The following is a 12,292-nucleotide window of genomic DNA, read 5'->3' on the forward strand; positions in this document are numbered from 1 at the left end:
TGTTCCGTTAACAACAGGAGCACATGATGAAGGCAACCAAACTGGCCATTATTACCCTTTTTGTCCTGATGGCCGTGAGCGGTATCGGCGGCGTGATGCTGGCAGGATACTCGTTTATTGTTCGCGGCGGTGTCGGCTGAGGTACAGCGCCAGCCGCTCAAAAAGGCGATCGACGACGATTGCCGCCAGCGCGACCAGCACCGCCCCCTGCACGATATAAGCCGTATTAAACCCGCTCAGGCCGATAATTATCGGCGTTCCCAGCGTATTGGCACCGACCGTTGACGCAATGGTCGCCGTCCCGATGTTAATAATCACCGACGTGCGGATCCCGGCAATGATAACCGGCGCCGCAAGCGGCAGTTCAACCTTGCGCAGCCGCTGGCCGCGACTCATCCCCATCCCTTCTGCCACGCTCAGCACTGACGCCGGTACCGCCGCGAGGCCCGCCAGCGTGCCCTGCAGCACCGGCAATACGCCGTATAAAATCAGCGCAATAATGGCGGGTTGCTGACCAAAGCCCATCACCGGAACCGCTATCGCCAGCACCGCCACCGGGGGAAACGTCTGGCCAATCGCCGCTATCGTCTCCACCAGCGGACGAAATTCTTTGCCCGCAGGCCGCGTGACCGCGATGCCTGCCCCAACCCCCAATACAACCGCGATGGCGCTTGAGAGCGCCACCAGCCAGAGATGCGCCAGGGCGAGATTAATAAAGCTCTCCTGCTGATAAACCGGCCGCGGCAGCCCCGGGAAAAGAGCGTTAAACAGCGCCGCGCTGTGGGGCATCAGAAACAGTAAGGCGACAAAGAGCGTTACCAGCCAGAGGAGCGGATCACGCAGTGCCTTCACGCGTCACCTCCCCGGCCAGCAGATCGCGAAAATGTAAGGTTCCGCACGGCGTACCGCGCGAGTCCGAGACGGGCAATACCTCGCACTGGCGCGCGACAAACGCCGAGAGAGCATCCCGCAGGCTCATCTGCGCCTGCAGCGGTTCGCCGCTCACCGGTACCTCCTCCCGACGCATATAGTCGCTGACCGTCCGCAGGGAGAGCAGCCTCACGCCCAGCTCGCTGCGGCCAAAAAACTCGCGCACAAAGTCGTTCTTCGGCCATGTTAATAGCTCAAGCGGCGAGCCCTGCTGCACCACTTCGCCATGATCCATCAGCACCAGATGGTCGGCCAGGCGCAGGGCTTCATCAATATCGTGCGTCACGAGAACGATCGTGCGTCCGAGAATGCGGTGAATGCGGGTCATCTCCGCCTGCAGCGCCCCGCGCGTGACCGGATCCAGCGCGCCGAAGGGTTCATCCATCAGCAGTACCTGCGGGTTAGCCGCCAGCGCGCGCGCCACGCCCACGCGCTGCTGCTGGCCTCCGGAAAGCTGGTGCGGATAGCGGTCGCGCAGCGCGGGCTCCAGCCCCAGGAGCGACATGAGTTCATCCACCCGGTCAGCGATTTTTGCCCGCGACCATTTCTCCAGCTGCAGCACGGTGGCGATGTTCTGCGCCACCGTCCAGTGCGGAAACAGGCCGATAGACTGAATGGCATAGCCCATACGGCGGCGCAGCTCCAGCACCGGCAGGCTGCGGATCTCTTCCCCGGCAAAGCGGATCAGCCCGCTGTCGTGCTCAACCAGGCGGTTGATCATCTTCAGGGTGGTGGATTTTCCCGAGCCCGAGGTGCCAATCAGCACGGAAAACGCCCCCTCGGCAAAGTTCAGGTTCAGATGGCTCGCCGCCGGGCGACCGGCAAAGGTTTTACTGACATCATGAAATTCAATCATTGGCTCTTCTCCTGAGCAGCGCGAGCCATAAGGCAAACAGCGCGTCGACGACAACCGCCAGCGCAATCGTGGGCACCACGCCCAGTAACACCAGATCGAGGGCACTGCTGAGCAGCCCCTGGAACACCAGCGCGCCAAAGCCGCCCGCGCCAATCAGGGCCGCAATCACCGCCATGCCGACGGTTTGTACCGCCACCACCCGCAGGCTGCGCAGCAGCAGGGGCAGCGCCAGCGGCAGCTGAATTTTCCAGAAACACTGCCGCGCGCTCATCCCCATCGCATGGGCGCTTTCAAGCACATCCGGCGCGACCTGACCCAGCCCCGCGACAACGCCGCGCACCAGCGGCAGCAGCGCATACAGCACCAGCGCAATAAGCGCGGGCGTTAACCCCGTTCCGGCTATGCCGAGCGTACCCAGTACGGGAAATGACTTCACCAGCCCCGCCAGCGGGGCAATCAGCAGGCCAAACAGCGCGACGGAAGGTATGGTCTGGATCACGTTGAGCACGGCAAAGACCCCACCCTGGCGTGAAGGATGACGATAGCACCACATGCCGAGCGGTATCCCGATCAGCAGAGCCGGGATCAGCGTGCCAAAAAGGATCGTCAGGTGTTGCGCCGAGGCATCATCAAACACCTCCTGACGGTTGGCGTACTCTTTCAGCAGCGAGAGATTGTTCAGCTCACCGCTGAACAGCAGGAACAAGGGAATGCACCATATCTGCGCGTTGAGCACCCAGCGCCAGACGGCGCTGGAGATGAGTCGACGAATGGCGTCGCTGCTGGCCAGCAGACACAGCGCCAGCCACAGCCAGAGCCCGCTGCCCACCGTGGTTCTCGCCAGCGGACTTTCCGCTGAGGCCATATGCGTCGCCGCCTGCCCGGCCCCCCAGAACAGGATGATAAACAGCCCTTCAGCGAGGAGCAGCGTCAGCCACTGCGCCGTGCGGCCTTGCCAGAGCGATAGCGCAACCCACGCGCCCAGCGCCGCCGCCAGCCACCACGGCGTGAACGCCCACACTTCCCAGAGATAGCGCCCTTCCCCTGACATCAGGCGGTTAGGGGCGACATTCACAAACGGCAGCGCGATCGCCGCGATGGCCACGCAGGCCAGCAGCAGCAGTACGCGGTTATGACATTTTATTGGCACAGCCCTTTCCCGTTACTTCACAAGCCCTTGTTGTTTCAGGAAGTCGGCGGCCACTTTTTTGGCATCCAGCCCCTCGACGGCAATGCTGGCGTTCAGCTGCTGCAGCGTTTTTTCATCCAGTTTTTCGAAGACCGGTTTGAGCCATTCTGCAATATCCGGATAGGCTTTCAGCACCGCCTCGCGCACGACCGGGGTCGGAGCGTAAATCGGCTGTACGCCTTTTGGATCGGTCAGGGTTTGCAGGCCGAGCGCCGCCACCGGGCCGTCGGTGCCGTAGGCCATTGCCGCGTTAACGCCAGAGGTTTGCTGCGCCGCCGCCTTGATGGTTACCGCCGTATCCCCGCCCGCCAGCGAGAGCAGCTGCTCCTGGTCGAGCTTGAAGTCGTAGGCTTTTTCGAACGCCGGGAGCGCGTCAGGACGCTCGATAAACTCCGCGGACGCTGCCAGCTTAAAGTCGCCCTTCTCTTTCAGATAGCGGCTGAGATCCGCCAGAGACGTCAGCTTACCTTTCTCCGCCACGTCCTTGCGCACGGCGATAGTCCAGGTGTTGTTGGCCGGAGCAGGCGTCAGCCAGACCAGCTTGTTCTGTTCCGCGTCGAGTTTTTTGACTTTCTCATACCCGGCTTTGGCGTTTTTCCATGCCGGATCGTTTTCATCTTTGAAGAAGAATGCCCCGTTGCCGGTGTATTCCGGATAGATATCCAGCTCGCCGGAGGTGATCGCCCCGCGCACGACGGGCGTGGTGCCCAGCTGAACTTTATTGACGGTTTTCACGCCGTGGCTTTCCAGCACCTGCAAAATAATATTGCCGAGCAGCGCGCCTTCGGTATCGATCTTTGAGCCCACTTTTACCGGCTCCGCCGCCTGTAACGGCAGGCTTAGCGCCGCCAGCAGCACCGTAGAACCCAACATCCCCTTTGCAATCGTCATTCCGCTATCCTCATTTTTTTATCGCCTTTTTCAGAGGCTTGAGAGAAAAGCGTAGCTTAAAACAGCGGATTTACCCGGCAAAATGCCTTTTTAGCATAAGGTAAGACGCATCCCCCGGAAGTCGGGGGATGCAAAGGGAGGAAGGTTACAGCAGCTCGAACTCGCCTTTATTCACGCGGGCGGAATCCTCCCCGATAAAGACGTTAAACTTGCCCGGTTCCGCATCGTATTTCATCTGCTGGTTCCAGAACTTCAGCGCCTCCACGTCAATCGGGAAGCTGATGGTTTGGGTTTCGCCAGGCTTCAGGTTGACCTTCTCGAAGCCGCGCAACTGTTTCACCGGACGGCTCATCGAGGCGGTGACATCCTGAACGTACATCTGAATCACCGTTGCCCCTTCGCGCTTGCCGGTGTTGGTCACCTCGACGCTGGCGGTAACTTTGCCGTCACGCTTCAGGGTCGGCGCCGACATTTTCACGTCAGAAACCTTGAAGCTGGTGTAGCTCAGACCGTAACCAAACGGATACAGCGGGCCGTTAGCTTCGTCGAAGTAACGGGACGTGTACTTGTTCGGCTTGTCGGCGTTATACGGGCGACCGGTGTTCAGGTGGCTGTAGTAGACCGGGATCTGCCCAACGGAGCGCGGGAAGGACATCGGCAGCTTGCCCGACGGGTTGTAATCACCAAACAGCACGTCGGCGATGGCGTTACCGCCTTCGGTACCAGCGAACCAGGTTTCCAGAATGGCGTCAGCCTGCTGGTCCTCTTTCACCAGCGCCAGCGGACGACCGTTCATCAGTACCAGCACCAGCGGCTTGCCGGTGGCTTTCAGGGCGGCGATCAGATCGCGCTGGCTCTGCGGAATGGTGATGTCGGTACGGCTGGAGGCCTCGTGCGCCATACCCTGCGCTTCGCCCACGACCGCGACAACCACGTCAGACTGTTTCGCGGTATTCACCGCCTCGTCGATCATCTCCTTCGGCGTGCGCGGATCGACCTTCACCGCTTCCTCGTACTGGTTGAGGAAGGTGACGATGTCTTTATCGTTGGTGACGTTCGCCCCTTTGGCGTACACCACTTTCGCGTTATCACCCACGGCACTCTTAATCCCGGTCAGCACGGTCACGGACTGGTCGGCCACGCCTGCGGCAGACCAGCTGCCCATCACGTCGCGCTTGCTGTCGGCCAGCGGGCCCACCACGGCAATGGTGCCGGATTTTTTCAGCGGCAGCGTGTCGAGGCGGTTTTTCAGCAGCACCAGGCTTTCGCGCGCCACGTCACGCGCTTCTTTGCGGTGCAGGCGGCTTTCGGCATTGGTATCTGCCGGGTCTGAATCCTTCGGCCCAAGATGACTGTACGGATCGTTAAACAGACCCATGTCGTATTTCACGTTCAGCACGTGGCGCGCGGCATCGTCCAGCTCCGCCATCGTGACCTTGCCGCTCTTCACCAGCCCCGGCAGGTATTTGCTGTAGTACTCGTCGCTCATGCTCATGTTGATGCCCGACTTGAGCGCCACGCGCACCGCGTCTTCCGGATCGGAGGCGGTACCGTGTTTAATCAGCTCTTTAATCGCGCCGTGGTCGGAAACGGTGATGCCTTTAAAACCCCACTGGTCGCGCAGCACGTCTTTCAGCAGCCAGGAGTCAGAGGTCGCAGGCGTGCCGTTCAGCGAGTTCAGCGCCACCATCACCGCGCCGCTGCCCGCATCCAGCCCTGCCTTGTACGGCGGCATGTAGTCGTTGAACAGGCGCTGCGGGCTCATGTCGACGGTGTTGTACTCTTTCCCGCCTTCAACCGCGCCATAGGCCGCGAAGTGTTTGACGCTGGTCATCACCGAGTAGCGATCCGCCGGGCTTTTGCCCTGCATCGCTTCCACCATGGTTTTCCCCATCGTGGAGGTTAAATAGGTGTCTTCACCAAAGCCTTCCGAACCGCGGCCCCAGCGCGGATCGCGCGAGACGTCCACCATTGGCGCCCAGGTCATGTTCAGGCCGTCGTCCGCCGCTTCATAAGCCGACACGCGCCCGACGGTTTTCACCGCGTCAAGGTTAAAGGAGGAGGCTAAACCGAGGCTAATCGGGAAAACGGTACGCTGGCCGTGCACCACGTCATAGGCAAAGAACAGCGGAATTTTCAGGCGGCTGAGATCCATCACCTGATCCTGCATCTTACGGATATCCTGGCGGGTGACGGTATTAAAGATGGCCCCTACCTGCCCGTCTTTGATCATCTCGCGAATGGCCTCTTTCGGATTATCCGGACCGACGCTGATAAGACGCAGCTGGCCGATTTTCTCATCAACCGTCATTTTCTTGAGCAATTCCGTGACAAACGCGTCCCGTGCTTCAGGCGTGAGCGGGTGATTACCAAACAAATCCTCTGCCAGCGCAGGTTGCAGCGCCAGGCTGACGGCGACACCTACAGAACATAGCCATTTCATGTCGTTTTACTCTCTCATCAATAACCGCCGGACGATCTCGGCCATACCGTGCGAAAAGCGCAGTGTGCCACAAACCCTCGAAACGTTGCAGGGTTATTCTCTGATTTTTCTCGTGAATACTCGACCGCTTAACAGTTAATCGCGCTATGCTTTACAGCGAGAAATTTGCCCCACCACAAGGAGTGGAAGATGACTTCTGTTCGAACAAACGATAACACGACTTTTATTAACGAACTGTCGCGCCTGGTTGGCTCCTCTCACCTGCTTACCGACCCGGCCAAAACCGCCCGCTACCGCAAAGGTTTCCGCTCCGGTCAGGGCGAGGCGCTGGCGGTGGTCTTCCCCGGCACGCTGCTGGAGCTGTGGCGCGTGCTGAGCGCATGCGTCGCCGCCGACAAGATTATTTTAATGCAGGCCGCCAATACCGGCCTGACCGAAGGCTCCACGCCGAACGGCAACGATTACGATCGCGACATCGTGATTATCAGCACCCTGCGCCTCGACAAACTGCACCTGCTGGATAAAGGCGAGCAGGTGCTCGCGTTCCCCGGCACGACGCTCTACGCCCTGGAAAAAGCGCTTAAGCCGCTGGGTCGTGAGCCGCACTCGGTGATTGGCTCGTCCTGCATTGGCGCCTCGGTGGTCGGTGGGATCTGCAACAACTCCGGCGGTTCCCTGGTACAGCGCGGCCCGGCCTACACCGAGATGTCGCTGTTTGCCCGTATTGATGAAAACGGCAAGCTGACGCTGGTGAACCATCTGGGTATCGATCTCGGCGCGACGCCGGAACAGATCCTCAGCAAGCTCGACGACGATCGCGTGAAGGACGAAGACGTGCAGCACGACGGTCGTCATGCGCACGATCACGACTACGTGACCCGCGTGCGGGATATCGACGCCGATACGCCGGCGCGCTACAACGCCGACCCGGACCGCCTGTTTGAATCCTCCGGCTGCGCCGGGAAGCTCGCCGTGTTTGCCGTACGTCTGGATACCTTCCCGGCGGAGAAAAAGCAGCAGGTGTTTTACATTGGTACCAATCAGCCTGAGGTTCTGACCGAAATTCGTCGTCATATTCTGGGCGAATTCACCCATCTGCCGGTGGCGGGCGAGTACATGCACCGGGACATTTACGACATCGCCGAGCGTTACGGCAAAGATACGTTCCTGATGATCGACAAGCTCGGCACCGACAAAATGCCGTTCTTCTTCACCATGAAGGGACGCACCGACGCGATGCTGGAGAAAGTGTCGCTGTTCAAACCCCACTTCACCGACCGCTTTATGCAGAAGCTGGGCAACGTTTTCCCGGCGCACTTACCGGAGCGAATGAAAACCTGGCGCGATAAGTACGAGCACCACCTGCTGCTGAAAATGGCCGGGGACGGAATTGCCGAAGCGCAGTCCTGGCTGACCGAATTCTTCAAAACCGCCGAAGGGGATTTCTTTGCCTGTACGCCTGAAGAGGGCAGCAAAGCGTTCCTGCACCGTTTTGCCGCCGCAGGCGCCGCCATCCGTTATCAGGCGGTGCATGCCGAAGAGGTGGAAGATATTCTGGCGCTGGATATCGCCCTGCGACGTAACGACACCGAGTGGTTTGAGCACCTCCCGCCGGAAATCGACAGCAAACTGGTGCATAAGCTCTATTACGGCCACTTTATGTGTTATGTCTTCCATCAGGATTACATCGTCAAAAAAGGGGTCGATGCGCACGAACTGAAGGAGCAGATGCTCGCCCTGCTGCGTGAACGCGGCGCACAATATCCTGCGGAACATAACGTCGGGCATCTTTATAAAGCCCCTGACGCACTTAAGCAGTTTTATCGCGAGAATGACCCTACAAACAGCATGAATCCCGGCATTGGTAAAACAACGCGGAAGAAATACTGGAAAGAGAGCGCGGACGCGGAGCAGCGCGTAACGCAAGCGTCTGATTAATTCCTATAGCCAAATTTGAGAGATTGTTTAGCGCGCCTTAATCGTAATAGAGTAACCGTCTGACGCCGGAGGAACGATTCTCCGGCTTTCTATAACGAGGAGCAGGCACATCATGTCGGCTGTTGATGTTTTATCCGAGACCGAACTGGAAGTGCGCGATGCCCTTCCCGATGATGTGCATGCCATCGCCGCCATCTATGCATGGCATGTGCTGCACGGGCGCGCGTCATTTGAAGAAGTCCCCCCTACCATCGACGAAATGCGTCAGCGTATGAAAAGCGTGGCTGAGAGCGGTTTACCGTGGCTTATCGCGCTGTATCGCGGCATCGTGGTGGGCTACTGCTACGCCACGCCTTACCGCCCGCGACACGCCTACCGCTATACCCTGGAAGAGTCGATTTACGTGGATGCCAGCATAACCGGGCGCGGTTTTGGCTCGGCATTAATGGATGCGCTGATCGCCCGCTGCGAGCAAGGCCCGTGGCGGCAGATGATTGCCGTTGTGGGCGATGGCAACAATAATGCCGGCTCGCTGCGGCTGCATAAAAAGCACGGCTTCGAGATTGTCGGTCAGCTGCGCAGCGTGGGGTATAAGAAAGGCGACTGGCGGGATACGGTGATTATGCAGCGCTCGCTCAACGATGGGGACTGGACGCTGCCGGAATAAACGCAAAACGGTAACCTGAGTTACCGTTTTTAGTTTTTTATCCCTCTCCCTGTGGGAGAGGGGCGGGGTGAGGGCATCAGCGCGCACAAACGACTCAGTCGCTCTGCGCCGTCGCCATCTGTTCCGCTTTCTGCTTTTTATACGTCAATGCTGCGGCCGGAACGGGCTGCACTTTCCCGGTTTCAATCCAGGTACGCAGGCGGCTTGCGTCCGCGAAGTGGGTATATTTGCCGAAGGCATCCATCACCACCAGCGCCACCGGCTTACCGTTGAATACGGTGCGCATCACCAGACAGTGTCCTGCCGCGTTGGTAAAGCCGGTTTTGGTTAACTGAATATTCCAGTTATCGCGGTATACCAGATGGTTAGTGTTGCGGAACGGCAGCGTATAGGCCGGGTTCGCAAAGGTCGCCATCTCTTCACGGGTGGTGCTGAGCTGACCAATCAGCGGATACTGTTTGCTGGCAATCAGCAGTTTCGTCAGATCGCGGGCCGTGGAGACGTTATTGATCGACAGACCCGTCGGTTCAACATAATGCGTATTGGTCATCCCCAGCGCTTTGGCTTTCGCGTTCATCGCGCGGATAAAGGCGTCATAGCCGCCCGGATAGTGGTGCGCCAGGCTCGCCGCCGCACGGTTTTCAGACGACATCAGCGCCAGCAGCAGCATATTTTTACGGCTGATTTCACTGTTCAGACGCACGCGGGAGTAGATCCCCTTCATCTCCGGCGTGTGGCTGATATCCACTTTCAATTTTTCGTCCAGCGGCAGATGTGCATCAAGCACCACCATCGCGGTCATTAATTTGGTAATCGAGGCGATCGGGCGCACCAGGTCCGGATGGCTGGCGTAGATCACCTTATTGGTGTTGAGATCGACAATCATCGCGCTGCCGGACGCAATTTGCGGCTGAGCAGCAGCGGCGGTCACCGCGGGCGTTTTAGCGACGGCCGGCACGGCAGCGGACGCGCCCAGCAGCAGCGCCAGGCTAAGTAAAGAGACTCGGAATTTCAGCATGGTGAGACTTCTGATAATTATTCACGCACGTCATGACGTACACCGCCTGTATCAACGGATAAACACAGGCTGGCTTCGGCATCATAGCGGTCACCGGGCGTTGTCGCCAGCGGATAATCGTGAACAGATGCTGCATTGCTGGCATTTACGCCAGCAATGCAGTGAACTCAGAAGAGACGGTATCCGTAACCCCAAAGAATAACCGTCAGCGCCAGTAGCGCCTCCAGCACCAGCACCCCGATGGCGAGTGTTGAACTGGAAAAACTCAGGCCTTCTTCTTTATTGATATTCAGGAAGGTTGGAACCCCCAGATACAGCAGATACCCGGTGTAAAAGAGGGCAATGGTACCGATCAGCGCGCACAGCCAGACCAGTGGATAAAGCGCCACAATACCGCTTAAGAACAGCGGGGTCGCGACATATCCGGCAAAGACCATACAGTGCGCCAGCGATGGACGTTGCGGGTAGTTACGCGCCATCCAGTGAATGACGCGGCCCATTACCGCCACACCCGCCAGCATCAGACCATAAAAAACGATGGCCAGATAGAGCCCGGTAAACCAGGAAAGCTGAACCACGGTGCCATCACCGAAGTTCCAGCCGATTTGTGTTGTTCCAATAAAAGCGCATAGTACCGGCACCGCAGCCATTAGCAGCACGTGGTGCGTGTAATGATGCGAGACCGTTTCGTTCTCACTTTTAATGACATGCATCTCACGATCGGGATGGGAGAAAAGTCCCCAGACATGGTTCATAGCGCCCCCTTGTTGTCGGCCCGTCAGCGATACCTTAAGTATAATGCAGGCTTTAGATTATTTTCTGTACAGTGGGAAATTTCCGTTGATTTCCCCGCTGTTGATTCATGGGGTATATGATTAAACGAGGTACGCTGAGGGAGATAACATTTACGTAATGGATATTAACGCACTTATTGAACAATATGGATATGCCGCGCTGGTCGTCGGTAGCGTGGCAGAAGGTGAAACCATCACGCTGTTAGGCGGCGTCGCCGCGCATCAGGGTTTGCTGAAATTCCCGCTGGTCGTCGCAGCGGTCGCGCTCGGCGGAATGATTGGCGATCAGCTGCTCTACTTTCTCGGGCTGCGCTTCGGGCCAACGCTGCTTAAGCGTTTCGCAAAGCATCAGAAGAAAATCCGCCGCGCTCAACGGCTCATTCAACGTCATCCCTATCTGTTCGTCATCGGCACGCGCTTTATGTATGGCTTTCGCATTATCGGGCCGATACTGATTGGCGCCAGCCATCTGCCGCCAAAAATTTTCTTGCCGCTCAATGTTCTTGGTGCGATAGCCTGGGCGCTGATCTTTACGACGCTCGGCTACGTCGGGGGCGAAGTGATTGGCCCGTGGCTGCATAATCTCGACCAGCACCTGAAGCACTGGGCGTGGTTGATTCTGGTGGTTGCGGCGGTGATCGGGGTCAGGCTGTGGCTGAAGCACCGGGATAAGACGCGGGATGAGGAGTGAGTGCGGTCTCCTCCCCTCACCCCGGCCCTCTCCCAAAGGGAGAGGGTGTTTTTAGTTCCCTCTCCCTTTGGGAGAGGGTTAGGGTGAGGGAAAACTACCCCTCCGGCTTAAACTGCGGGTTCGCCAGCATAAAGCCCCCGTCGACAATAAACGATTGCCCCGTCGTGTAGCTGGCGTCGCTGTCGCACAGCCATGCCACCAGGCTGGCAATCTCTTTGGTGTGGCCCGGTCTTGCCAGCGGGATTTCCGGCATTGAGCCTTCCTTCACTTCGCTGTCGTCCATGTCGTTCATCGGTGTGGCAATGGCGCCCGGCGCGACGGCGTTCACCAGAATGTTGTGCTTAACCAGTTCCATCGCCATGGATTTGGTTAACCCGCCGAGCGCGTGTTTTGCCGCCGTGTAGGCGCTGGCCTCCGGCAGCGGCGTGTGCTCGTGCACCGAGGTGATATTCACAATCCGCCCTCCTTTCCCCTGCTTCACCATCTGCCGGGCGGCAATCTGCGAACAGAGAAACGCGCCGTCCACGTCGACGGTGAAAATAGTCCGCCAGTCGTCAAACGGCATCTCAAGGAACGGCGCTTTGGTCATCGCTCCGGCATTGTTAACCAGCACGTCCAGCCGACCAAAACGCGCAATCAGCGTTTCAATAGCCTTTGCGCCTTCCGGCAGCGCGCTTAAATCAAGATGGATAGCCTCTGCGCGCTGCCCCTGCGCTTCAACTTCGCGGCAGGTTTCCAGCGCCCCTTTTTCATCCGAGTGCCAGGTGACGCCAATATCAAACCCGCGCTCTGCGAGCATCAGCGCCGTGGTTTTACCAATCCCGGAATCCGATGCGGTCACTATCGCTACTCTGGTCATACTCACCTCCTGAAAA

General features: G+C 58.5%; 12 protein-coding genes. 4 read left to right on the forward strand and 8 right to left on the reverse strand.

Annotation, left to right across the window (positions count from 1 at the left end; translation table 11 throughout):
- The first annotated feature begins 26 nt into the window (after nucleotides 1–26).
- Complete coding sequence (locus tag NI40_RS23675) at nucleotides 27–140, forward strand: protein YohO (RefSeq protein WP_008500895.1); 114 nt, start codon at nucleotides 27–29, stop codon at nucleotides 138–140.
- Here the strand turns inward: NI40_RS23675 and NI40_RS14960 are convergent.
- From NI40_RS14960 to bglX, 5 genes are all read right to left on the reverse strand, one after another.
- A complete protein-coding gene (locus NI40_RS14960) occupies nucleotides 115–852 on the reverse strand; it encodes an ABC transporter permease (protein ID WP_039263144.1) in 738 nt (245 codons plus the stop codon). The two genes, NI40_RS23675 and NI40_RS14960, sit on opposite strands and share 26 nt — an antisense overlap.
- Entirely contained in the window at nucleotides 836–1,786 is a 951-nt protein-coding gene (locus NI40_RS14965) for an ABC transporter ATP-binding protein (protein ID WP_039263145.1), read from the reverse strand. The genes NI40_RS14960 and NI40_RS14965 overlap by 17 nt, the downstream gene beginning before the upstream one ends.
- Nucleotides 1,779–2,936: an ABC transporter permease gene (locus tag NI40_RS14970; protein WP_039263146.1), complete on the reverse strand. Its 1,158-nt coding sequence runs from the start codon at nucleotides 2,934–2,936 to the stop codon at nucleotides 1,779–1,781. The genes NI40_RS14965 and NI40_RS14970 overlap by 8 nt, the downstream gene beginning before the upstream one ends.
- Before the next feature lie 12 nt (nucleotides 2,937–2,948).
- Nucleotides 2,949–3,866 (reverse strand): glycine betaine ABC transporter substrate-binding protein OsmF, encoded by a 918-nt coding sequence (gene osmF, locus NI40_RS14975; protein WP_039263147.1) that lies wholly within the window; start codon nucleotides 3,864–3,866, stop codon nucleotides 2,949–2,951.
- A gap of 145 nt (nucleotides 3,867–4,011) precedes the next feature.
- Nucleotides 4,012–6,309: a beta-glucosidase BglX gene (bglX, locus tag NI40_RS14980; protein WP_039263148.1), complete on the reverse strand. Its 2,298-nt coding sequence runs from the start codon at nucleotides 6,307–6,309 to the stop codon at nucleotides 4,012–4,014.
- Nucleotides 6,310–6,498: 189 nt separating this feature from the next.
- Here bglX and dld point away from each other — a divergent pair, with 189 nt between their 5' ends.
- Nucleotides 6,499–8,247 carry a D-lactate dehydrogenase gene (dld, locus tag NI40_RS14985; RefSeq protein WP_039263149.1) on the forward strand — a complete coding sequence of 583 codons (1,749 nt, stop codon included), beginning with the start codon at nucleotides 6,499–6,501 and terminating at the stop codon, nucleotides 8,245–8,247.
- A 112-nt stretch (nucleotides 8,248–8,359) separates the two neighbouring features.
- Nucleotides 8,360–8,914, forward strand: coding sequence for a GNAT family N-acetyltransferase (locus tag NI40_RS14990; RefSeq protein WP_033146016.1), 555 nt, complete (start codon nucleotides 8,360–8,362; stop codon nucleotides 8,912–8,914).
- A 94-nt stretch (nucleotides 8,915–9,008) separates the two neighbouring features.
- Here the strand turns inward: NI40_RS14990 and pbpG are convergent, their stop codons facing one another.
- Together pbpG and NI40_RS15000 are read right to left on the reverse strand one after the other, a co-directional pair.
- A complete protein-coding gene (gene pbpG, locus NI40_RS14995) occupies nucleotides 9,009–9,932 on the reverse strand; it encodes a D-alanyl-D-alanine endopeptidase (RefSeq protein ID WP_039263150.1) in 924 nt (307 codons plus the stop codon).
- A 167-nt stretch (nucleotides 9,933–10,099) separates the two neighbouring features.
- Nucleotides 10,100–10,687, reverse strand: a complete 588-nt coding sequence (locus NI40_RS15000) for a Yip1 family protein (RefSeq protein ID WP_039263152.1) — start codon at nucleotides 10,685–10,687, stop codon at nucleotides 10,100–10,102.
- A 157-nt stretch (nucleotides 10,688–10,844) separates the two neighbouring features.
- On the opposite strand from NI40_RS15000, the gene NI40_RS15005 reads away from it, so the two are divergent.
- The gene (locus tag NI40_RS15005) at nucleotides 10,845–11,417 is read left to right on the forward strand and encodes a DedA family protein (protein WP_039263154.1); all 573 of its coding nucleotides are present in this window, start codon (nucleotides 10,845–10,847) and stop codon (nucleotides 11,415–11,417) included.
- A 94-nt stretch (nucleotides 11,418–11,511) separates the two neighbouring features.
- On the opposite strand, the gene NI40_RS15010 is transcribed toward NI40_RS15005, so the two are convergent.
- Nucleotides 11,512–12,276 (reverse strand): SDR family oxidoreductase, encoded by a 765-nt coding sequence (locus NI40_RS15010; RefSeq protein ID WP_080338171.1) that lies wholly within the window; start codon nucleotides 12,274–12,276, stop codon nucleotides 11,512–11,514.
- Nucleotides 12,277–12,292 lie beyond the last annotated feature (16 nt).

Source organism: Enterobacter sp. E20, assembly GCF_000801755.2.
Lineage (GTDB): Bacteria > Pseudomonadota > Gammaproteobacteria > Enterobacterales > Enterobacteriaceae > Enterobacter > Enterobacter asburiae_B.